General features: G+C 53.5%; 19 protein-coding genes and 4 tRNA genes. 20 read left to right on the plus strand and 3 right to left on the minus strand.

Annotated elements, in window-relative coordinates:
- Positions 1 to 88: 88 nt before the first annotated feature.
- Positions 89 to 1354, minus strand: a complete 1266-nt coding sequence (gene rhlB / locus NAZ64_RS20055; RefSeq protein ID WP_000047525.1) for an ATP-dependent RNA helicase RhlB — start codon at positions 1352 to 1354, stop codon at positions 89 to 91.
- 143 nt (positions 1355 to 1497) lie between these two features.
- Between rhlB and trxA the strand changes: the two genes are divergently transcribed.
- From trxA to NAZ64_RS20155, 20 genes are all read left to right on the plus strand, one after another.
- On the plus strand, positions 1498 to 1827 hold the full coding sequence (trxA, locus tag NAZ64_RS20060) for a thioredoxin TrxA (protein WP_001280776.1): 330 nt from the start codon (positions 1498 to 1500) through the stop codon (positions 1825 to 1827).
- A 247-nt stretch (positions 1828 to 2074) separates the two neighbouring features.
- Entirely contained in the window at positions 2075 to 2158 is an 84-nt protein-coding gene (locus NAZ64_RS20065) for a rho operon leader peptide (protein WP_134820045.1), read from the plus strand.
- Positions 2159 to 2245: 87 nt separating this feature from the next.
- Positions 2246 to 3505, plus strand: a complete 1260-nt coding sequence (gene rho, locus NAZ64_RS20070; RefSeq protein ID WP_001054532.1) for a transcription termination factor Rho — start codon at positions 2246 to 2248, stop codon at positions 3503 to 3505.
- Between the two features lie 239 nt (positions 3506 to 3744).
- Positions 3745 to 4848 carry a UDP-N-acetylglucosamine--undecaprenyl-phosphate N-acetylglucosaminephosphotransferase gene (wecA, locus tag NAZ64_RS20075; RefSeq protein ID WP_076935969.1) on the plus strand — a complete coding sequence of 368 codons (1104 nt, stop codon included), beginning with the start codon at positions 3745 to 3747 and terminating at the stop codon, positions 4846 to 4848.
- Between the two features lie 11 nt (positions 4849 to 4859).
- The gene (gene wzzE / locus NAZ64_RS20080; RefSeq protein WP_000193413.1) at positions 4860 to 5906 is read left to right on the plus strand and encodes an ECA polysaccharide chain length modulation protein; all 1047 of its coding nucleotides are present in this window, start codon (positions 4860 to 4862) and stop codon (positions 5904 to 5906) included.
- A 55-nt stretch (positions 5907 to 5961) separates the two neighbouring features.
- Positions 5962 to 7092, plus strand: coding sequence for a non-hydrolyzing UDP-N-acetylglucosamine 2-epimerase (wecB, locus tag NAZ64_RS20085; RefSeq protein WP_000866682.1), 1131 nt, complete (start codon positions 5962 to 5964; stop codon positions 7090 to 7092).
- A complete protein-coding gene (gene wecC / locus NAZ64_RS20090) occupies positions 7089 to 8351 on the plus strand; it encodes a UDP-N-acetyl-D-mannosamine dehydrogenase (protein WP_220569522.1) in 1263 nt (420 codons plus the stop codon). Before wecB ends, wecC begins: the two co-directional genes overlap by 4 nt.
- Positions 8351 to 9418, plus strand: a complete 1068-nt coding sequence (rffG, locus tag NAZ64_RS20095) for a dTDP-glucose 4,6-dehydratase (RefSeq protein ID WP_000822143.1) — start codon at positions 8351 to 8353, stop codon at positions 9416 to 9418. The genes wecC and rffG overlap by 1 nt, the downstream gene beginning before the upstream one ends.
- A gap of 32 nt (positions 9419 to 9450) precedes the next feature.
- A complete protein-coding gene (rfbA, locus tag NAZ64_RS20100; RefSeq protein WP_000676077.1) occupies positions 9451 to 10332 on the plus strand; it encodes a glucose-1-phosphate thymidylyltransferase RfbA in 882 nt (293 codons plus the stop codon).
- Complete coding sequence (gene rffC / locus NAZ64_RS20105) at positions 10310 to 10987, plus strand: dTDP-4-amino-4,6-dideoxy-D-galactose acyltransferase (protein WP_001145154.1); 678 nt, start codon at positions 10310 to 10312, stop codon at positions 10985 to 10987. The genes rfbA and rffC overlap by 23 nt, the downstream gene beginning before the upstream one ends.
- A 4-nt stretch (positions 10988 to 10991) precedes the next feature.
- A complete protein-coding gene (gene rffA / locus NAZ64_RS20110) occupies positions 10992 to 12122 on the plus strand; it encodes a dTDP-4-amino-4,6-dideoxygalactose transaminase (protein WP_000612080.1) in 1131 nt (376 codons plus the stop codon).
- Position 12123: 1 nt separating this feature from the next.
- On the plus strand, positions 12124 to 13374 hold the full coding sequence (gene wzxE / locus NAZ64_RS20115; protein ID WP_000050299.1) for a lipid III flippase WzxE: 1251 nt from the start codon (positions 12124 to 12126) through the stop codon (positions 13372 to 13374).
- Complete coding sequence (locus NAZ64_RS20120) at positions 13371 to 14450, plus strand: TDP-N-acetylfucosamine:lipid II N-acetylfucosaminyltransferase (RefSeq protein WP_483641020.1); 1080 nt, start codon at positions 13371 to 13373, stop codon at positions 14448 to 14450. Before wzxE ends, NAZ64_RS20120 begins: the two co-directional genes overlap by 4 nt.
- Entirely contained in the window at positions 14447 to 15805 is a 1359-nt protein-coding gene (wzyE, locus tag NAZ64_RS20125; protein WP_000055605.1) for an ECA oligosaccharide polymerase, read from the plus strand. The genes NAZ64_RS20120 and wzyE overlap by 4 nt, the downstream gene beginning before the upstream one ends.
- Positions 15802 to 16542, plus strand: a complete 741-nt coding sequence (gene wecG, locus NAZ64_RS20130) for a lipopolysaccharide N-acetylmannosaminouronosyltransferase (protein ID WP_000183621.1) — start codon at positions 15802 to 15804, stop codon at positions 16540 to 16542. The genes wzyE and wecG overlap by 4 nt, the downstream gene beginning before the upstream one ends.
- A gap of 205 nt (positions 16543 to 16747) precedes the next feature.
- On the plus strand, positions 16748 to 18133 hold the full coding sequence (gene thrP, locus NAZ64_RS20135; RefSeq protein WP_000818378.1) for a bifunctional threonine/serine APC transporter ThrP: 1386 nt from the start codon (positions 16748 to 16750) through the stop codon (positions 18131 to 18133).
- A gap of 102 nt (positions 18134 to 18235) precedes the next feature.
- Positions 18236 to 18312, plus strand: a tRNA-Arg gene (locus NAZ64_RS20140).
- A 54-nt stretch (positions 18313 to 18366) separates the two neighbouring features.
- A tRNA-His gene (locus NAZ64_RS20145) sits at positions 18367 to 18442 on the plus strand.
- Positions 18443 to 18462: 20 nt separating this feature from the next.
- A tRNA-Leu gene (locus NAZ64_RS20150) sits at positions 18463 to 18549 on the plus strand.
- Positions 18550 to 18591: 42 nt separating this feature from the next.
- A tRNA-Pro gene (locus NAZ64_RS20155) sits at positions 18592 to 18668 on the plus strand.
- A gap of 581 nt (positions 18669 to 19249) precedes the next feature.
- Here the strand turns inward: NAZ64_RS20155 and hemY are convergent.
- Positions 19250 to 20446 (minus strand): protoheme IX biogenesis protein HemY, encoded by a 1197-nt coding sequence (gene hemY / locus NAZ64_RS20160; protein ID WP_483641022.1) that lies wholly within the window; start codon positions 20444 to 20446, stop codon positions 19250 to 19252.
- Positions 20447 to 20448: 2 nt separating this feature from the next.
- The gene (hemX, locus tag NAZ64_RS20165) at positions 20449 to 21618 is read right to left on the minus strand and encodes a uroporphyrinogen-III C-methyltransferase (RefSeq protein WP_000138961.1); all 1170 of its coding nucleotides are present in this window, start codon (positions 21616 to 21618) and stop codon (positions 20449 to 20451) included.
- Position 21619 lies beyond the last annotated feature (1 nt).

Genomic DNA, 21619 nt, shown 5'->3' on the forward strand with positions numbered 1-21619 from the left:
GGCTGCGTACTCTTCCTAAGCTCATCGGGATTTGTTTTCTTGCCGCCTTGATACAGGCTAAATGATTTTGTGTATGGCATAACTTTTCTTAACCTGAACGACGACGATTACGCGGAGCACCAGCGCGGCGCGGACCATTGCCAGGACGCGAACGCGTCAGACGCAACGGCTTGGGCAGATCGTTCATGAGCGCTTCTGGATTGTATTTGCTGACCGGAATCGAGTGGCCGATATAGCTCTCAATGGCGGGCAGATTCAGCGCATACTCTTCGCAAGCCAGGCTGATGGAATGACCGCTGGCGCCAGCGCGACCGGTACGACCGATACGGTGAACATAGTCTTCACAATCGTCTGGCAGATCGTAGTTAAAGACGTGCGTTACGGCGGGGATATGCAACCCGCGCGCCGCGACATCGGTCGCCACAAGAATATCCAGATCGCCGCGGGTGAACTCATCCAGAATCCGCAGGCGCTTTTTCTGCGCGACGTCACCGGTCAGCAGACCAACACGATGGCCATCTGCCGCCAGATGTCCCCAGATATCTTCGCAACGATGCTTGGTGTTGGCGAAAATAATGGCGCGATCCGGCCACTCTTCTTCGATCAGCGTTTGCAGTAAACGCATTTTCTCTTCATTAGAGGGGTAGAAAAGCTCTTCTTTAATGCGGTGGCCGGTCTTTTGCTCCGGTTCCACTTCAACATATTCGGCGTTGTTCATCTGTTCAAACGCCAGCTCGCGAACCCGATAAGACAGGGTGGCGGAGAACAACATGTTCAGACGCTGCGCAGCCGGCGGCATACGACGGAACAGCCAGCGGATATCTTTAATAAAGCCCAAATCGTACATGCGATCGGCTTCATCGAGTACGACGACCTGAATGGCGCCGAGGTTAATGTGATTTTGTTTGGCGTAGTCGATCAGTCGGCCCGTCGTACCAATAAGAATATCAACGCCGCTTTCCAGCACTTTAAGCTGCTTGTCGTAACCATCGCCGCCGTAAGCCAGGCCTAATTTTAAGCCTGTCGCTTGCGCCAACGGCTCCGCGTCTGCGTGAATTTGTACGGCTAATTCACGCGTCGGCGCCATGATCAGCGCGCGCGGCTGGTTCACCTTGCGATCGTCGATCGCGGGATGAGAAAGTAAATAATGAAACGTTGACGTCAGAAACGCCATCGTTTTCCCGGTACCGGTTTGCGCCTGCCCTGCAACGTCACGACCCGCCAGCGTTAGCGGAAGGGCCAGTGCCTGAATGGGCGTACAATTATAAAACCCTTTTTTTTCAAGGGCTTCAACCACCTGTGGGTGCAGGGCGAAGTCGGAAAACTTCTGTTCTGTTAAATGTGTTTTGCTCATAGTGTGGTAGAATATCAGCTTACTATTGCTTTACGAAAGCGTATCCGGTGAAATAAAGTCAACCTTTGTTGGCGAAGTTAACATCAGCACCTCGTTGGTTAATGCTACACCAACACGCCAGGCTTATTCCTGTGGAGTTATATATGAGCGATAAAATTATTCACCTGACTGACGACAGTTTTGACACGGATGTACTCAAAGCGGACGGGGCTATCCTCGTTGATTTCTGGGCAGAGTGGTGCGGGCCGTGTAAAATGATCGCTCCGATTCTGGATGAAATCGCTGACGAATATCAGGGCAAATTGACCGTTGCCAAACTGAACATTGACCAGAACCCAGGTACTGCGCCTAAATATGGCATCCGCGGTATTCCGACTCTGCTGCTGTTTAAAAACGGCGAAGTGGCGGCAACCAAAGTAGGCGCACTGTCTAAAGGTCAGTTGAAAGAGTTTCTCGACGCCAATCTGGCGTAATACCTTTTATACGTCGAATGACAAAGGCGCTGTATGGTCAGGCGTCTGTCATTCGACGAATGATTAAGGTATCAGGCAGTTTCGTGGCGTCTGTTGTCCTTACGTTATTCTTAAATTGTCAGGATCTCTGGACGCCCGGTCTGAGTCGTGCTAAGTTAGTATTGACTTCGAATTAAACATACCTTATTAAGTTTGAATCTGGTTTTATCCGTCACTTCCCGTTTTTTCTCGCACGAGAAGTGGAAAGATTCCTGGCTCTTCGCTCATTCCGTCTTGTCGTTTCAGTTCTGCGTACTTTCCTGTGACCAGACAGCGAACAGACATGAGTTGATAGCCGTAAACAGGCATGGATGACCCTGCCATACCATTCACAACATTAAGTTCGAGATTTACCCCAAGTTTAAGAACTCACACCATTATGAATCTTACCGAATTAAAGAATACGCCGGTTTCTGAGCTGATCACTCTCGGCGAAAGTATGGGGCTGGAAAACCTGGCCCGTATGCGCAAGCAGGACATTATTTTTGCCATCCTGAAGCAGCACGCAAAGAGTGGCGAAGATATCTTTGGCGACGGTGTGCTGGAGATATTGCAGGATGGATTTGGTTTCCTCCGTTCTGCAGACAGCTCCTACCTCGCCGGTCCTGATGATATCTACGTTTCCCCCAGCCAAATCCGCCGTTTCAACCTCCGCACTGGTGATACCATTTCTGGTAAGATTCGCCCGCCGAAAGAAGGTGAACGCTATTTTGCGCTGTTGAAAGTTAACGAAGTTAACTACGACAAACCGGAAAACGCCCGTAACAAAATCCTCTTTGAGAACTTAACCCCGCTGCACGCAAACTCTCGTCTGCGTATGGAGCGTGGTAACGGTTCTACCGAAGACTTAACGGCACGCGTTCTGGATCTGGCTTCGCCGATCGGTCGCGGCCAGCGCGGTCTGATTGTCGCGCCGCCGAAGGCGGGTAAAACCATGCTGCTGCAGAACATCGCGCAGAGCATCGCGTATAACCACCCGGACTGCGTGCTGATGGTGCTGCTGATTGACGAACGTCCGGAAGAAGTGACCGAGATGCAGCGTCTGGTGAAAGGCGAAGTGGTTGCGTCTACCTTTGACGAACCGGCATCCCGCCACGTTCAGGTTGCCGAAATGGTTATCGAGAAGGCGAAACGTCTGGTTGAACACAAGAAAGACGTTATCATCCTGCTCGACTCCATCACCCGTCTGGCGCGTGCCTACAACACCGTGGTGCCGGCGTCCGGTAAAGTACTGACCGGTGGTGTGGACGCTAACGCCCTGCATCGTCCGAAGCGTTTCTTCGGCGCGGCGCGTAACGTGGAAGAGGGCGGCAGCCTGACCATCATCGCGACGGCGCTGATCGATACCGGTTCCAAGATGGACGAAGTTATCTACGAAGAGTTTAAAGGCACCGGTAACATGGAGCTGCATCTCTCGCGTAAGATCGCTGAAAAACGTGTCTTCCCGGCTATCGACTACAACCGTTCCGGTACCCGTAAAGAAGAGCTGCTCACCACTCAGGAAGAGCTGCAGAAAATGTGGATCCTGCGTAAAATCATCCATCCGATGGGTGAAATTGACGCGATGGAATTCCTCATTAACAAACTGGCGATGACCAAAACTAATGACGACTTTTTCGAGATGATGAAGCGCTCATAACCTGGTCTTTACCTGAAAACGCCACGTTTTTACGTGGCGTTTTTGTTTTATATCTGTAATCTTAACGACACATTTACAAAACGATGATAAACCGGGTCGGGGCTTCGCCATCCATTCGTTATCGGTATCGTGTGGTTGATATTTAAACAATTCTGCCTGATTCAGAGCAGGGTTTCCCTTCTGAATAAAGGTCTTCATGGTTATACTTCTGGTACTAATTTTATCTGAGAGCACGCATTGTGAATTTACTGACCTTGAGTACTGATCTCATCAGTATTTTTTTATTCACGACACTGTTCCTGTTTTTTGCGCGTAAAGTCGCAAAAAAAATCGGTTTAGTGGATAAACCCAACTTTCGTAAACGCCACCAGGGGCTGATACCGTTGGTTGGAGGGATTTCGGTTTACGCAGGGATTTGCTTCACATTCGGAATCGTTGACCACTATATTCCTCATGCGTCGCTTTATCTTTCTTGTGCGGGCGTACTGGTTCTTATCGGTGCGCTGGACGACCGTTTTGATATCAGCGTGAAGATCCGTGCGACCATACAGGCCGCGATCGGTATCATTATGATGGTATTCGGTAAGCTCTATCTTAGCAGCCTCGGCTATATCTTTGGCTCCTGGGAGATGGTGCTCGGTCCCTTCGGCTATTTCCTTACTCTGTTTGCCGTATGGGCGGCGATCAACGCTTTCAATATGGTGGACGGTATTGACGGCCTGTTGGGCGGGCTATCCAGCGTCTCATTCGCGGCGATGGGGCTGATTTTATGGTTTGACGGTCAAACCAGCCTGGCAATATGGTGCTTCGCCATGATTGCCGCGATTCTGCCTTACATTATGCTTAATCTCGGTATTTTGGGGCGGCGTTATAAAGTCTTTATGGGCGATGCCGGTAGTACTCTGATTGGTTTTACCGTTATCTGGATCTTACTGGAAACGACGCAGGGGAAAACTCACCCTATCAGTCCGGTTACCGCGCTATGGATTATCGCTATCCCGCTGATGGATATGGTGGCGATTATGTATCGCCGTCTGCGTAAAGGAATGAGTCCCTTCTCACCTGATCGTCAGCATATTCACCATCTTATCATGCGCGCCGGATTTACCTCTCGTCAGGCGTTTGTACTGATTACGCTTGCCGCCGCCATTCTGGCGGGAGTCGGCGTAGCGGCAGAATATTCTCATTTTGTTCCTGAATGGGTTATGTTGGTGCTCTTTTTGCTAGCATTCTTCCTCTATGGCTACTGCATTAAGCGGGCCTGGAAGGTGGCGAGATTTATTAAGCGTGTGAAGCGTCGCCTGCGCAGACACCGTAAGAACCGGCCAAACTTAACCAAGTAAATGAGGATACGATGACACAACCATTACCGGGGGCACGCGCGGTGAGCGCTGAAAATGAACTGGATATTCGCGGGTTGTTTCGTACTTTATGGGCTGGCAAATTCTGGATTATCGGCATTGGCCTGCTATTTGCCCTTATCGCGTTAGCCTATACCTTTTTTGCTCGTCAGGAGTGGAGTGCGACGGCGATCACCGATCGCCCAACCGTAAATATGTTGGGCGGTTATTACTCCCAGCAGCAGTTTCTGCGCAACCTGGATATTAAGACCGATCCTGCTTCTTCCGATAAGCCCTCGGTGATGGATGAAGCGTATAAAGAGTTCATCATGCAACTTGCCTCCTGGGATACGCGTCGCGATTTCTGGTTACAGACGGACTATTACAAGCAGCGAATGGTCGGGAATAGCAAAGCTGATGCGGCGATGCTTGATGAACTTATCAATAACATACAGTTTACGCCCGGCGATTTTACACGCGCCATCAACGACAACGTGAAGCTGATTGCTGAAACTGCGCCGGACGCCAATAATCTGCTGCGTCAGTATGTCGCATTCGCCAGCCAGCGGGCGGCGAGCCATCTGAATGATGAATTAAAAGGCGCCTGGGCTGCGCGTACCGTGCAGATGAAAGCGCAGGTCAAACGGCAGGAAGAGGTTGCGAAAGCGATCTATTCACGTCGTGTAAACAGTATTGAGCAGGCGCTCAAAATTGCGGAACAACATAATATTTCTCGTAGCGCGACGGATGTCCCGGCGGATGAATTACCGGACTCAGAGCTTTTTTTACTCGGTCGCCCTATGTTGCAGGCGCGTCTTGAAAATCTGCAAGCGGTTGGCCCTGCGTTCGATTTGGACTACTTTCAAAATCGGGCAATGTTGAATACGCTTAATGTGGGGCCGACCCTGGACCCTCGTTTTCAGACCTATCGTTATTTGCGTACGCCGGAAGAACCGGTAAAACGTGATAGCCCACGCCGAGCCTTCCTGATGATTATGTGGGGTATCGTTGGGGCGCTAATCGGTGCGGGCGTTGCCTTAACCCGTCGCCGCACGATTTAGCAACACCTCTGCAGTAGGGGGCTGGGCCCCTACTGTCTATTCGAAGAGAATCGATGTGAAAGTACTGACTGTATTTGGTACACGACCGGAGGCCATTAAGATGGCGCCTCTGGTCCATGCGCTGGAAAAAGATCCTCATTTCGAGGCTAAAGTATGCGTTACTGCGCAGCATCGGGAGATGCTTGATCAGGTATTAACTCTTTTTTCTATTGTGCCTGATTACGATCTCAACATTATGCAGCCGGGACAGGGGTTGACGGAAATTACCTGCCGAATTCTGGAGGGATTAAAGCCGATCCTGGCAGATTTTAAACCTGATGTGGTGCTGGTTCATGGCGATACCACCACTACGATTGCTACCAGCCTGGCGGCTTTCTATCAACGAATTCCGGTAGGGCACGTAGAAGCCGGGTTGCGAACCGGCGATCTCTATTCCCCCTGGCCGGAAGAGGCAAACCGCACGCTGACCGGACATCTGGCGATGTACCACTTTGCGCCGACGGAAAACTCGCGGCAGAATCTGTTGCGGGAGAACATTCCGGATGAGCGCATTTTTGTCACTGGCAATACCGTTATTGACGCGCTGATCTGGGTACGCGATCGCGTTCTGGCGAGCGATACATTACAGGCTGAACTGGCCGAGCAGTATCCTTTCCTCAATGTGAATAAGAAGATGATTTTGGTGACCGGTCATCGGCGTGAAAGCTTTGGTCAGGGCTTTGAGCATATCTGCCAGGCGCTGGCAGAAATCGCCGCCGCGAACCAGAATGTGCAAATTGTCTATCCGGTGCATCTCAATCCCAACGTCAGCGAACCTGTCAACCGTATCCTCGGCCATGTTGAAAACGTGGTACTGATTGAGCCGCAGGACTACTTACCTTTTGTCTGGCTGATGAATCACGCCTGGCTCATTCTGACCGATTCCGGCGGTATTCAGGAAGAAGCGCCGTCATTAGGTAAGCCGGTATTGGTCATGCGTGAAACCACAGAGCGTCCGGAAGCCATTACCGCTGGTACGGTAAGACTGATCGGCACGGACTCCCGGCGCATTGTGGCGGAAGTTATGCGTCTGCTGCACGACGAAAATGAATATCAAACTATGAGCCGCGCCCATAATCCTTATGGTGACGGGCAATCATGCGCGCGCATTTTACAGGCGTTAAAAAGTTATCGGGTATCGTTATGAGTTTTACGACCATTTCTGTTATTGGGCTGGGGTATATCGGATTACCGACTGCGGCCGCTTTTGCTTCCCGCCAGAAGCAGGTTATCGGCGTGGATATCAACCAACATGCGGTAGACACCATAAATCGCGGTGAAATTCACATCGTGGAGCCGGCGTTGGGCAATGTGGTGAAGATGGCGGTGGAAGGCGGCTTTCTGCGTGCGACGACGACACCTGTCGAGGCCGATGCGTACCTGATTGCCGTGCCGACGCCATTCAAAGGCGATCACGACCCTGACATGGCCTATGTGGAAGCCGCGGCGAAATCCATTGCGCCGGTATTAAAAAAAGGGGCACTGGTGATTCTGGAATCAACATCGCCGGTCGGCGCAACGGAGCAAATGGCCGGCTGGCTGGCCGGGATGCGTCCGGATCTGACCTTTCCCCAGCAGACGGGCGAGCAGGCCGACGTGAATATCGCCTATTGTCCGGAGCGTGTGCTGCCGGGTCAGGTGATGGTGGAACTCATTAAAAATGACCGCGTGATTGGCGGTATGACGCCAGTATGTTCGGCTCGCGCCAGCGCGCTGTACAAAATTTTCCTTGAGGGCGAATGCGTTGTCACCAACTCGCGCACCGCAGAGATGTGCAAGCTGACGGAAAATAGCTTCCGTGATGTGAATATCGCCTTTGCGAATGAATTGTCGCTGATTTGCGCCGAACAGGGGATTAACGTCTGGGAATTGATCCGCCTGGCGAACCGCCATCCGCGCGTCAATATTTTGCAGCCGGGCCCAGGCGTTGGCGGGCACTGCATTGCGGTCGATCCGTGGTTTATTGTGGCGCAAAATCCGCAGCAGGCGAGACTGATTCGCACCGCGCGTGAAGTGAACGACGGCAAACCGCACTGGGTAGTCGATCAGGTAAAAGCCGCGGTCGCAGATTGCCTGGCGGCCACCGATAAACGCGCCAGCGAAGTGAAAATCGCCTGTTTTGGGCTGGCCTTTAAGCCGAATATCGACGATCTGCGCGAAAGCCCGGCGATGGGGATCGCGCAAAGTATCGCCCGCTGGCACAGCGGCGAAACCCTGGTCGTCGAACCGAATATCCATCAGTTGCCGAAAAAATTGGACGGACTTTGCACGCTGGCGAAACTGGACGCGGCGCTGGCCGCCGCCGATGTGCTGGTGATGCTGGTCGATCATGACGAATTTAAAGCGATTCCCGGCGATGCGGTTCATCAACGTTATGTGGTTGATACCAAAGGAGTCTGGCGCTGATGAAACGGATTCTGGTGACCGGCGGCGCAGGCTTTATCGGATCTGCGGTGGTGCGGCATATCATCCATGAAACGGCAGACGCGGTGGTGGTGGTGGATAAACTCACCTATGCGGGCAACCTGATGTCTCTGGCGTCGGTGGCGCAAAGCGACCGTTTCGCCTTTGAGAAGGTGGATATCTGCGATCGGGCATCACTGGAGCGAGTTTTCCAGCAGTACCAGCCCGATAGCGTGATGCACCTGGCGGCGGAAAGCCATGTAGACCGTTCCATCGACGGCCCGGCGGCGTTTATTGAAACGAATATCGTTGGTACTTACACCTTGCTGGAAGCCGCTCGCGCTTACTGGTCCGCGCTTGACGCGGACGCTAAAGCGGCGTTCCGCTTCCACCATATCTCCACCGATGAAGTGTATGGCGATCTGCATACTGCAGACGATTTCTTCACCGAAACCACGCCATATGCGCCAAGCAGTCCTTATTCCGCCTCCAAAGCCAGCAGCGACCATCTGGTACGCGCCTGGTTACGTACCTACGGTTTGCCTACGCTTGTCACCAACTGCTCTAATAACTACGGGCCCTACCATTTCCCGGAAAAACTGATCCCGCTGATGATTCTGAACGCGCTGGCGGGTAAACCATTGCCGGTCTATGGCAACGGCCAGCAAATTCGCGACTGGCTGTATGTGGAAGATCATGCCCGTGCGTTGTATCACGTGGTGACGAACGGCGCGGTGGGCGAAACGTATAATATCGGCGGTCATAACGAACGTAAAAATCTGGATGTGGTCAGGACGATTTGCGCTCTGCTGGAGGAACTGGCCCCGCAAAAACCGCAGGGTGTGGCGAATTATCACGATCTGATTACCTTCGTCGACGATCGACCCGGCCATGACTTACGTTATGCCATCGACGCGTCGAAAATCGCCCGCGAGCTGGGCTGGACGCCGCAGGAAACCTTCGAAAGCGGGATGCGAAAAACCGTTCAGTGGTATCTCGCCAATGAGGCCTGGTGGAAACCCGTGCAGGATGGCAGTTATCAGGGCGAACGCTTAGGACTGAAACGCTAAACGGCAGGTTCTTACTCCTGGAGGAGAAACGAATGAAAGGCATCATTCTGGCGGGAGGTTCCGGTACCCGGTTGCATCCCATTACGCGCGGCGTATCAAAGCAGCTTCTGCCCGTCTACGATAAACCGATGATTTACTATCCGTTATCGGTGCTAATGCTGGCGGGCATTCGTGAGATCTTGATCATCACCACGCCGGAGGATAAACGCGACTTTCAGCGTTTGCTGGGTGACGGCGCAGCGTTCGGTATCGATTTACACTATGCCGAACAGCCCAGTCCGGACGGGCTGGCGCAGGCCTTTATCATTGGCGAAACGTTCCTCAACGGTGAACCCTCATGCCTGGTATTGGGCGACAATATCTTTTTTGGTCAGGGTTTTAGCCCCAAACTCCGTCAGGTCGCGGCGCGTACCGAAGGCGCTACAGTATTTGGCTATCAGGTCATGGACCCGGAACGCTTTGGCGTCGTGGAGTTTGACGATGATTTTCGCGCGCTCTCGCTGGAAGAAAAGCCGAAACAGCCTAAATCTAACTGGGCGGTCACCGGCCTCTATTTCTATGACAGCAAGGTCGTCGAGTATGCGAAGCGCGTGAAACCGTCCGGGCGTGGCGAGCTGGAGATCACTTCTATCAACCAGATGTATCTGGAGGAAGGTAAGCTGACCGTTGAACTGCTGGGCCGCGGCTTCGCCTGGCTGGATACGGGCACCCACGACAGTCTGATTGAGGCGAGCACTTTTGTGCAGACGGTGGAAAAGCGCCAGGGCTTCAAAATTGCCTGTCTGGAGGAGATTGCCTGGCGCAACGGCTGGCTGGATGATGATGGTTTGAAACGCGCCGCCAGTCAGCTTGAAAAAACCGGCTATGGCCAATATTTACTGGAGTTGCTCCGTGCCCGTCCGCGCCAGTATTGAACCGTTACTCTGGGAAAATACGTTCTTTGGCGTGAATAGCGGCATTGTGCGTATCGATGCTTCAGCGCCCGAATTAACGCCAGAAGCGCTGCAGGCGTGGCAACGCGTGCAGGTAAAAGTGCCGGCTGAAAACATCGCCTGGCTGTCGGCGTTGCAATCGCTGGGATTCTCTTTGGTTGAAGGCGAAGTGGATTTTGCGTTGCCGGTAAAAGGGCATCGCGACCAGCATGGCGCGGAAATTGCACACCTTAAAGACATTCCTGCTTTGCGTCAGTTGGCCGGAGAGGCGTTTACGCAGAGTCGTTTTCGCGCGCCGTGGTATGCGCCCGACGCCAGCGCCCGTTTTTACGCCCAGTGGATTGAGAATGCGGTACGCGGCACGTTTGATCACCAATGCCTGGTGCTTCGCACAGAGACAGGCGCTATCCGCGGTTACGTCTCGCTGCGGGAATTGAATGATACCGACGCGCGCATTGGCCTGTTGGCCGGACGCGGCGCGGGAGCGGAACTTATGCAGGCGGCGATCTGTTGGGCGCAGAGTCGCGGCAAAGCAACATTGCGGGTGGCGACCCAGTTGGGCAACACCGCCGCGCTTAAACGTTACATACAAAGCGGTGCCAACATCGAAAGCACTGCGTACTGGTTATACAGGTGACAACATGATTCCTTTTAATGCGCCGCCGGTGGTGGGAACCGAACTCGAATACATGCAGTCTGCAATGAGCAGCGGCAAACTGTGCGGCGACGGCGGCTTTACGCGTCGTTGCCAGCAGTGGCTGGAGCAACATTTCGGCAGCGCGAAGGTGTTGCTGACGCCTTCCTGTACCGCGTCGCTGGAGATGGCGGCTCTGTTGTTGGATATTCAGCCCGGCGATGAAGTGATCATGCCGAGCTTTACGTTTGTCTCCACCGCTAACGCTTTTGTCCTGCGCGGCGCGAAAATTGTGTTTGTCGATATTCGTCCGGATACGATGAATATTGACGAAACGCTGATTGAGGCGGCAATTACTGATAAAACCCGCGCTATCGTGCCGGTACACTACGCTGGCGTCGCTTGTGAAATGGACGTCATCATGGCGCTGGCGGATAAGTATAATCTGTTCGTTGTCGAGGATGCCGCCCAGGGCGTGATGTCCACGTACAAAGGGCGCGCGTTAGGAACGATCGGTCACATCGGCTGTTTTAGCTTCCATGAAACCAAAAATTACACCGCTGGCGGCGAAGGCGGCGCGACGCTGATCAACGATCGTACGCTGATTGAACGCGCGGAGATCATCCGCGAAAAAGGCACCAACCGCAGCCAGTTCTTCCGTGGTCAGGTGGACAAATACACCTGGCGGGATATCGGCTCCAGTTATTTGATGTCCGATCTGCAGGCTGCCTACCTGTGGGCGCAACTGGAGGCCGCCGATCGTATCAATCAACAGCGTCTGTCGCTGTGGCAGACTTACTACGATGCGTTAACGCCGCTGGCGCGCGCCGGGCGTATCGAGCTGCCTTCTATTCCGGAAAACTGCGGGCATAATGCCCACATGTTTTACATCAAACTGCGGGATATCGCCGATCGCAGCGCGCTGATTAATTTCCTGAAAGAGGCGGAAATCATGGCGGTATTCCATTACATTCCGCTGCATGATTGTCCGGCGGGCGATAAATTTGGCGAGTTTATCGGGGACGATGTCTACACCACAAAAGAGAGCGAACGTTTGTTGCGTCTGCCGCTGTTTTATAACCTTGCGCCCGTCGATCAACGAACGGTGATTACTACCTTGCTAAATTATTTCTCCTGATATGTCGCTTGCTAAAGCCTCCCTGTGGACGGCGGTCAGTACGCTGGTAAAAATTGGCGCCGGACTGCTGGTGGTGAAACTACTGGCCGTCTCTTTTGGTCCGGCGGGCGTCGGACAAGCGAGTAACTTCCGCCAGATGATCACCGTGCTGGGCGTATTGGCTGGCGCCGGGATATTTAACGGCGTTACCAAACTCGTCGCACAACATCATGATAACCCGGCGCAGTTACGTACCGTGGTGGGAACCTCCTCCGCGATGGTATTGGGTTTCTCTACGCTGCTGGCGCTGGTCTTCCTGCTGGCGGCGGCGCCGATTAGCCAGGGACTGTTCGGTCATACGGACTATCAAGGGCTGGTGCGTCTGGTTGCGCTGGTACAAATGGGGATCGCCTGGGCGAACCTGCTGCTGGCGCTAATGAAGGGCTTTCGTGACGCGTCGGGTAATGCCTTATCGTTAATTGTCGGCAGCTTTTTGGGCGTTGCCGCCTGGTATCTCTGCTACCGTGTCGGCGGCTATGAAGGCGCTCTGCTTGGCCTGGCGCTGGTGCCGGCGCTGGTGGTAGTGCCAGCCGGTATGATACTGATTAAGCGCGGCACCGTCCCGCTACGCTATCTCAAGCCCTCCTGGGACAACGGTCTGGCAGGGCAGCTCAGTAAATTTACCCTGATGGCGCTGATTACCTCCGTTACGATGCCGGTCGCCTATGTGATGATGCGAAACCAACTGGCCGCGCACTATAGCTGGAGCGATGTCGGGATCTGGCAGGGCGTAAGCAGCATTTCTGATGCCTATCTGCAATTTATCACCGCCTCCTTCAGCGTTTACCTGTTACCCACGCTCTCACGCCTGACGGAAAAACAGGACATTACGCGTGAAGTGGTAAAAGCGCTGAAATTTGTTTTACCGGCGGTCGCGGCGGCGAGTTTTACCGTCTGGCTACTGCGCGATTTTGCTATCTGGCTGCTTTTTTCCGCCAAATTCACCGCGATGCGCGATCTGTTCGCCTGGCAGTTAGTGGGCGACGTGCTGAAAGTCGGCGCCTATGTTTTCGGTTATCTGGTGATTGCCAAAGCGTCGTTGCGATTTTACATTCTGGCTGAAATTAGCCAGTTCATTCTGTTAACGGCGTTCGCTCACTGGCTGATTCCCGCTCACGGCGCGCTGGGTGCGGCACAGGCTTATATGGCCACCTATATTGTCTATTTTTCATTTTGTTGTGGCGTATTTTTACTCTGGCGTAGGCGAGCATGACTGTACTGATTCACGTCCTGGGATCGGATATCCCTCACCATAACCACACCGTGTTGCGGTTTTTCAATGATACGCTGGCCGCCACAAGCGAGCACGCGCGTGAATTTATGGTTGCTGGCGAAGATAACGGCTTCACGGAAAGCTGCCCGGCGCTCTCGCTTCGTTTTTATGGCAGTAAGAAAGCGCTGGCGCAGGCGGTCATCGCCAAAGCGAAAGCAAATCGTCGACAGAGATTCTTCTTTCACGGTCAGTTCAACACCAGCCTGTGGCTGGCGCTGTTAAGCGGCGGTATTAAGCCAGCTCAGTTTTACTGGCATATCTGGGGCGCGGATCTCTACGAAGTGTCCCACGGGCTGAAATTCCGCCTTTTCTACCCGCTTCGTCGTATCGCGCAGGGACGAGTAGGGGGCGTATTCGCGACGCGCGGCGATCTCAGCTATTTTGCGCGCCAGCACCCGGGCGTACGCGGCGAGTTGCTCTATTTCCCGACGCGCATGGATCCTTCCCTGAACTCTATGGCAAAAGAGCGCCAACGTGCGGGGAAATTGACCATTTTAGTAGGGAACTCCGGCGATCGCAGTAACCAACATATTACGGCGTTACGGGCGGTGTATCAGCAGTTTGGCGATACGGTAAACGTGGTGGTGCCGATGGGCTATCCGGCCAATAACCAGGCCTATATTGATGAGGTTCGCCAGGCCGCTCTGGTGCTATTTAGCGCCGAAAATCTACAAATTCTTAGCGAAAAAATGGAATTTGATGCCTATCTTGCGCTGTTGCGCCAGTGCGACCTCGGTTATTTTATTTTTGCCCGCCAACAGGGGATCGGGACGTTGTGTCTGCTAATTCAGGCCGATATCCCGTGCGTACTGAACCGCGACAATCCTTTCTGGCAGGATATGGCGGAACAGCATCTGCCCGTCCTGTTTACCACGGACGATCTTGATGAGCAGGTCGTGCGCGAGGCGCAGCGTCAGCTCGCATCGGTAGATAAAAGCGGCATCACCTTCTTTAGCCCCAACTACCTGCAACCGTGGCATAATGCGTTGAGAATCGCCGCAGGAGAAGCCGAATGAGTTTAATGCAATTCAGCGGGCTGCTGGTGGTCTGGCTGCTCTCTACGCTGTTTATCGCCACGCTGACCTGGTTTGAATTTCGCCGCGTGCGTTTTAACTTCAACGTTTTCTTTTCGTTGCTGTTTTTGTTGACCTTCTTTTTTGGTTTTCCGCTAACCAGCGTGCTGGTATTTCGTTTCGACGTTGGCGTCGCGCCGCCGGAAATCTTATTGCAGGCTCTATTATCCGCCGCCTGTTTCTACGGCGTGTATTACGTGACCTATAAAACGCGTTTACGCAAACGCGTTGTGGATGTACCACGCAAGCCGCTATTTACCATGAACCGGGTGGAAACCCACCTTACCTGGGTGATCCTGATGGGCATCGCGCTGGTGAGCGTGGCGATTTTCTTTATGCATAACGGCTTTTTGCTGTTCCGGCTGCACTCCTACAGCCAGATCTTTTCCAGCGAAGTCTCCGGCGTGGCGTTAAAACGGTTCTTCTATTTCTTCATTCCGGCGATGCTGGTGGTCTATTTCCTGCGCCAGGACAGCAAAGCGTGGCTGTTTTTTCTGGTGAGCACCGTCGCGTTTGGCCTGTTGACCTACATGATTGTCGGCGGCACGCGCGCCAACATCATTATTGCGTTTGCTATCTTCCTGTTTATCGGCATTATTCGGGGCTGGATCAGCCTGTGGATGCTGGCAGCGGCGGGCGTGCTGGGGATTGTCGGTATGTTCTGGCTGGCGCTCAAACGCTACGGATTAAATGTGAGCGGCGATGAGGCGTTCTATACGTTTCTTTATCTGACGCGCGATACCTTTTCGCCGTGGGAGAATCTGGCGCTGCTGTTGCAAAATTACCACAATATCGATTTTCAGGGGCTGGCCCCTATCGTGCGTGATTTCTACGTCTTTATTCCCACCTGGTTATGGCCGGGACGACCCAGTATCGTGCTGAATTCTGCGAATTACTTCACCTGGGAAGTCCTGAACAACCATTCTGGCCTGGCGATATCGCCAACGCTTATCGGATCGCTGGTGGTCATGGGCGGGGCGCTGTTTATTCCGCTCGGCGCGATCGTCGTCGGGCTGATTATCAAATGGTTCGACTGGCTATATGAACTGGGTAACCGGGAGCCCAATCGCTATAAGGCGGCGATTCTGCACAGTTTCTGCTTTGGCGCCATCTTTAATATGATTGTGCTGGCGCGAGAAGGGCTGGATTCGTTTGTCTCGCGCGTGGTTTTCTTCCTGGTGGTTTTTGGCGCCAGCCTGCTGGTCGCTAAGCTTCTGTTCTGGTTATTTGATAGCGCCGGACTGATTCATAAACGTACAACTTCGCTCCCTCAGGCACAGGTGGAAGGAAAACTATGACTAACAATGCCGCTGCGCCCCTTTACTCGCTGCGTGGATTACCTCTGATTGGCTGGCGCGACATGTCACATGCGCTGAATTATCTGTTTGCCGATGGTCAACTGAAGCAAGGCACGTTGGTGGCGATCAACGCCGAAAAGCTGCTGACGGCGGAAGATAATCCGGAAGTCCGCGCGTTGATAGCGGCGGCGGAATTTAAATATGCCGATGGCATCAGCGTGGTGCGTTCAATACGTAAAAAATTTCCGCAGGCGCAGGTTTCTCGTGTGGCTGGCGCCGACCTTTGGGAAGCGTTAATGGCGCGCGCGGGGAAAGAAGGCACACCGGTATTTCTTGTCGGCGGCAAGCCTGAGGTGCTGGCGCAGACGGAAGCAAAACTGCGGACGCAGTGGAACGTCAATATTGTGGGTAGCCAGGACGGTTACTTTACGCCGGAGCAGCGTCAGGCGCTATTTGCGCGTATCCATGCCAGCGGCGCGAAAATTGTCACCGTCGCGATGGGATCGCCAAAACAGGAATTGCTCATGCGCGATTGTCGGGAAGTGCATCCCCATGCGTTATATATGGGGGTGGGCGGGACCTATGATGTGTTTACTGGTCACGTCAAACGCGCTCCAAAAATATGGCAGAACCTGGGACTGGAGTGGTTGTATCGTCTGCTTTCTCAACCGAGGCGTATTACCCGCCAGATGCGCCTGCTGCGCTATCTTCGCTGGCACTATACTGGCGATCTCTAATTCTCCCTTCTGATACCTGAGCAGCGGATTGTGCTTATGGCGCTGCTCATTTACAACATAATCGATGATTTATTACACAATAAATGCATTTTTTTAATGCTCCATTTGCCATTTGTCCAAATTTAAGAAAATATTCGCAACAATCGATGTACCCATAACAATAACCGGTACTACCGGAACCGTTGCAAACACGACATGAGGATTTATGGCAGAGAAAAAACCGGAGCTACAGCGTGGGCTGGAAGCTCGTCATATTGAATTGATTGCCCTCGGGGGCACCATCGGCGTCGGACTCTTTATGGGCGCCGCCAGTACGCTGAAATGGGCGGGGCCGTCAGTGCTGCTGGCGTATATCATCGCCGGATTGTTCGTCTTTTTCATCATGCGTTCGATGGGGGAGATGCTCTTTCTGGAACCTGTTACCGGCTCCTTTGCCGTGTACGCCCACCGGTATATGAGTCCTTTTTTTGGCTATCTTACCGCCTGGTCATACTGGTTTATGTGGATGGCGGTCGGGATCTCGGAAATTACCGCCATTGGGGTCTACGTCCAGTTCTGGTTTCCGGAGATGGCGCAGTGGATACCGGCGCTGATTGCCGTCGGACTGGTCGCGTTGGCGAATCTGGCTGCGGTGCGCCTGTATGGTGAAATCGAGTTCTGGTTTGCGATGATCAAAGTCACCACGATTATTGTGATGATCATCATCGGTCTGGGGGTGATTTTCTTCGGCTTTGGTAACGGCGGCCAGGCGATTGGCTTTGGTAATCTGACCGAGCATGGCGGCTTTTTTGCCGGCGGCTGGAAAGGCTTTCTGACCGCATTATGTATCGTGGTGGCCTCTTATCAGGGGGTTGAGTTGATCGGTATTACCGCCGGTGAAGCGAAGAATCCGCAGGTGACGTTGCGTAGCGCGGTGGGTAAAGTGCTGTGGCGTATCCTGATTTTTTATGTTGGCGCGATTTTCGTGATCGTCACCATTTTCCCGTGGAATGAGATTGGCAGCAACGGCAGTCCCTTTGTGCTCACCTTCGCGAAAATCGGCATCACCGCCGCGGCAGGCATTATCAACTTTGTCGTGCTGACGGCGGCGCTCTCCGGCTGTAACAGCGGAATGTATAGCTGTGGGCGTATGCTTTACGCGCTGGCGAAAAACCGTCAACTGCCGGCGGCAGTCGCGAAAGTCTCTCGCCACGGCGTGCCGGTCGCGGGCGTGGCGCTCTCTATTTTGATTTTGCTGGTAGGCTCTTGCCTGAACTACATCATCCCCAATCCGCAGCGCGTCTTTGTTTACGTTTATAGCGCCAGCGTACTGCCGGGGATGGTGCCGTGGTTTGTCATTCTGATTAGCCAACTGCGCTTTCGTCGGGCGCATAAAGAAGCGATTGCGGATCATCCTTTTCGTTCCATTATGTTCCCGTGGGCGAACTATTTGACGATGGCGTTTCTGGTTTGCGTTTTAATCGGCATGTACTTTAATGAAGATACGCGCATGTCGCTATTTGTCGGCGTCATCTTCCTGCTGGCCGTCACGCTGGTCTACAAAGTTTTCGGTCTGAATCGTCACGGAACCGCCCACAAGGTGGGGGAATAAGCGCCAAAATGCGCAAAGCATAACCAAACGCGCATTTTATTTAAAAAGGCACTGGACAGCGGGGTGTGAAGTCCGTATTATCCACCCCCGCAACGGCGCTAAGCGCCCGTAGCTCAGCTGGATAGAGCGCTGCCCTCCGGAGGCAGAGGTCTCAGGTTCGAATCCTGTCGGGCGTACCATTTATTTAGGTGCTTGAGCTGCGGTGGTTTAATACCGCGTAAAAAGTTTCAGTGGTGGCTATAGCTCAGTTGGTAGAGCCCTGGATTGTGATTCCAGTTGTCGTGGGTTCGAATCCCATTAGCCACCCCATTAATATAGAGTTGTGAAACGCGAAGGTGGCGGAATTGGTAGACGCGCTAGCTTCAGGTGTTAGTGTCCTTACGGACGTGGGGGTTCAAGTCCCCCCCCTCGCACCACGACTCAATGAATTGAACTAAAAATTCAAAAAAGCAGTATATCGGCGAGTAGCGCAGCTTGGTAGCGCAACTGGTTTGGGACCAGTGGGTCGGAGGTTCGAATCCTCTCTCGCCGACCAATTTTGAACCCCGCTTCGGCGGGGTTTTTTGTTTTCTGTTCATTTTCAACTACTTATCCCGCACGTGTTGCCATTATGGTTTATTGGCGATATCCCAGACTTTATTTGTCGCTATTCGGTGACGAATAATCTATTGATTTATAATCACTTTATAAAAAGCATCCTGTTCTGTCTCCGCCGGGCGACACGCTAAAACCTCGCCAGCAGCGGGGGGATGTCAATCGCGTGAATTCTCTACGTTTTTTTAACGCCTGCGCCTGTTTTTTAGCGGTGCAAAGATGGCACGTTATGTGCAATAATGTACGGGTAGATGCTCATTCCATCTCTTATGTTCGCCTTCTGGCCTCATAAACTCAGGAATGATGCAGAGCCGTTTACGGTGCTTATCGTCCACTGACAGATGTCGCTTACGCCTCATCAAACACCCTGGACACAACGTTGAGTGAAGCACCCCTTTATGTTGTCATACAGACCTGTTTTGACGCCTGCCCCTTAACCGGGCAGGCGTTTTTTTATGCATCCCGAATGATTTTGTGTAGGCGGTAGGCCCGGTAAGCGAAGCGCCACCGGGCAAGAGGGAATTACTGCGGGGGATTGTTCTGTAATGTCAGCATCAGGCCATCGCGCCGCATGGCGGCAGACTCTTCCGGTTGATGCAGTCGATCAAGCGCATCGGCAAGCCAGGCATAATCATACGCGTCCGGGCGTTGTTTCAGCGCGGCGCGGAAAGCCAGGGTCGCCTCCTGCCATTCACCGTGTTTCATTAGCGACTGGCCGAGTGTGCTCCATAACAGCGGGCGATCGCCTACCGTCTTGATTTGCTGGCGCAGCACTTTCTCCAGTTGTTCCGGATTATTGGTTCTGAGGCGAGGAATGGGCAGCACCAGCCGATCATCATACTGGCGTTTCAGACCGTCGATGATAATCTGCTGCGCCATATCATGATCGTCACATTCGATCAGATGCTCGGCCATTGCGACCTGCAGCGCCACCTGATGGCGGGTTTTACGGCTTTGGTTTTTCCACCAGGTGCGCAATCCTTCGCTGCCCTGCTCGGCGCGCGCCTGATCCATGAGTCCTATCCACGCCTGTTGTTCGAGCATGGCGCGATGCGCTTCATCGCCGACGTGCGCTTTCGCCATGGATGGGATGATATCCAGTAAAGAACTCCATGCGCTGGTGCGAATATAGGCCTGCTCCGCCAGACGCAGAACTTCCGGGTGACGCGGCGTGACCTCCAGCAGTTTGTCCACGCCGTGACGCGCCGCGTGATTTTCATTGCGCGCCAGCTGTAAGCGCACGCGCGTGATCTCGACCGGGATGGTGTCGTTCCCCGCCAGCTCTGCCGCACGTTCAAGGTGCTGATTAGCGCGTGCTTCATCGCCGCGCTGCTGCGCCGCTTCTGCCGCCAGCAGATAATTTACCACCGGTTGTTCAGCATGGTCGGCATTTTTTGACATCAGCTTTTCAACCTGCTGATAGTCGCCCTCCGCCAGTTTCAGCAGCGCTTGTTCGGTCTGCTTGCGGGCGCGACGGCGTTTACGGCCGGCAAACCAACCGCGGGTGTGCGCGCCGGTACGAAACAGACGGCGTAGCAACCACTCAATGGCGAATAGCACCACCATAGCGACGATGAGAATGATCGCCAGGCCGGTGACGCTGGTTTCAATGTTGTAGTTATCGGTCTGGATTAACACATAGCCCTGGTGACCGGCTATCATCGGGCCGACCACGATACCCGCGAGCAACAACACAAAGAGCAATAATACTTTTAGCATCATTATTCTCCTTGCGGCGCGGTTGCCGGAGCGTCTGTCTGCGTGGCAGGCGCTGCCGTAGAGACTGTCGGTTGCGCCAGCAGATTACGCACGCGGGTTTGCATCAGTTTTTCAAGAATCGCCTGGCTTTCCAGGGTTTCCGGCAGATCCATCGTGATATTTTGCTGGCTTAATTTATCGACCTCCTCCAGGAAGGCTTTTGTCGCGGCGTCGTCAGTATCGTAATAAGCGCGAACCCAGGTCGAAACGTTATCCAGCGCCTGACGGTATGTTTCTTCCTGATGGCGTGGCACGGCCTGCGCGGCGACTAACAGGCGGGAGCGAATATTTTCGCGTAAATAGACGTCCTGGTTGGGCGCCAACAGCGGTACGGCGGTATCATCGCGGCGGCGAATGGTAATAAAGCTGTCCATAAAGTTCTGCCAGCTTTTTTGCAGGTTAACGCGCCATTCGCTTAGCGAGCTGGACAGCTCGCTGCTGTCTGAATCCATCGGCGAACCATCGGTATCGTTATCCGCCAGACGCAGGTTATCGATTTGGTTAGAGAGCTGATTGAGTTTGAGAATAATGCCGTCGTAGTCGATCTGTGCAACGGATGACAGGCTGGCGATATCGTCAGTAATCGCGCGTCGTGCGGTAATCAGGCTGGGGTCATTCATGTCCGCCAGACTGGCGTCAGCGCTTTTGAGCAGCGCAGCGGCGGTAGTGACGTCCTGATCGCTCCACAGCTTGCGTCCGGCGAGTTTCACCAGGAAATCAGCCTGCGCCAGCAGCCAGGTTTTAGCATCGCTGCCGGAAATAGTGGCGACTTTTTGTTGTACTTCATCAAGCTGTTTCGCCAGCGCCGCCTGTTGGCGATTCGCGTCATCTAACTGCGCCGCTTGTTTTTTGATAATCCCTTCCAGCTCCGCTTTTTGGCTCTCCTGTGCCTTTTGCAAGGCGGTTAGTTGCGTCGCCAGCGCATCGCTGGTTTCCGTTTGCGCGGTTGCTTGCTGTTTCCCCCAGCCATAAAGCCCAATACCTGCCGCCAGGGCAATCGCAATCGCCACCGCGCTTAATACCAGCGCGGCGCCGTTCTTACTTTTTTTCTCGGTATTAACTGGCTGTGGCGTGGTTTCCACGCTCTCCCTGGTCTCATCAACCACGGCGGAGGATTTTTCTTGTTCCGTCATT

Source organism: Salmonella sp. A1325, from assembly GCF_056991255.1.

Coding starts and splice junctions, on each gene's coding strand:
- rhlB (WP_000047525.1), bottom strand. CDS start 1,354: ATGAGCAAAACACATTTAACAGAACAGAAGTTTTCCGACTTCGCCCTG.
- trxA (WP_001280776.1), top strand. CDS start 1,498: ATGAGCGATAAAATTATTCACCTGACTGACGACAGTTTTGACACGGAT.
- rho (WP_001054532.1), top strand. CDS start 2,246: ATGAATCTTACCGAATTAAAGAATACGCCGGTTTCTGAGCTGATCACT.
- wzzE (WP_000193413.1), top strand. CDS start 4,860: ATGACACAACCATTACCGGGGGCACGCGCGGTGAGCGCTGAAAATGAA.
- wecC (WP_220569522.1), top strand. CDS start 7,089: ATGAGTTTTACGACCATTTCTGTTATTGGGCTGGGGTATATCGGATTA.
- rffG (WP_000822143.1), top strand. CDS start 8,351: ATGAAACGGATTCTGGTGACCGGCGGCGCAGGCTTTATCGGATCTGCG.
- rfbA (WP_000676077.1), top strand. CDS start 9,451: ATGAAAGGCATCATTCTGGCGGGAGGTTCCGGTACCCGGTTGCATCCC.
- rffA (WP_000612080.1), top strand. CDS start 10,992: ATGATTCCTTTTAATGCGCCGCCGGTGGTGGGAACCGAACTCGAATAC.
- wzxE (WP_000050299.1), top strand. CDS start 12,124: ATGTCGCTTGCTAAAGCCTCCCTGTGGACGGCGGTCAGTACGCTGGTA.
- NAZ64_RS20120 (WP_483641020.1), top strand. CDS start 13,371: ATGACTGTACTGATTCACGTCCTGGGATCGGATATCCCTCACCATAAC.
- wzyE (WP_000055605.1), top strand. CDS start 14,447: ATGAGTTTAATGCAATTCAGCGGGCTGCTGGTGGTCTGGCTGCTCTCT.
- wecG (WP_000183621.1), top strand. CDS start 15,802: ATGACTAACAATGCCGCTGCGCCCCTTTACTCGCTGCGTGGATTACCT.
- thrP (WP_000818378.1), top strand. CDS start 16,748: ATGGCAGAGAAAAAACCGGAGCTACAGCGTGGGCTGGAAGCTCGTCAT.
- hemY (WP_483641022.1), bottom strand. CDS start 20,446: ATGCTAAAAGTATTATTGCTCTTTGTGTTGTTGCTCGCGGGTATCGTG.
- hemX (WP_000138961.1), bottom strand. CDS start 21,618: ATGACGGAACAAGAAAAATCCTCCGCCGTGGTTGATGAGACCAGGGAG.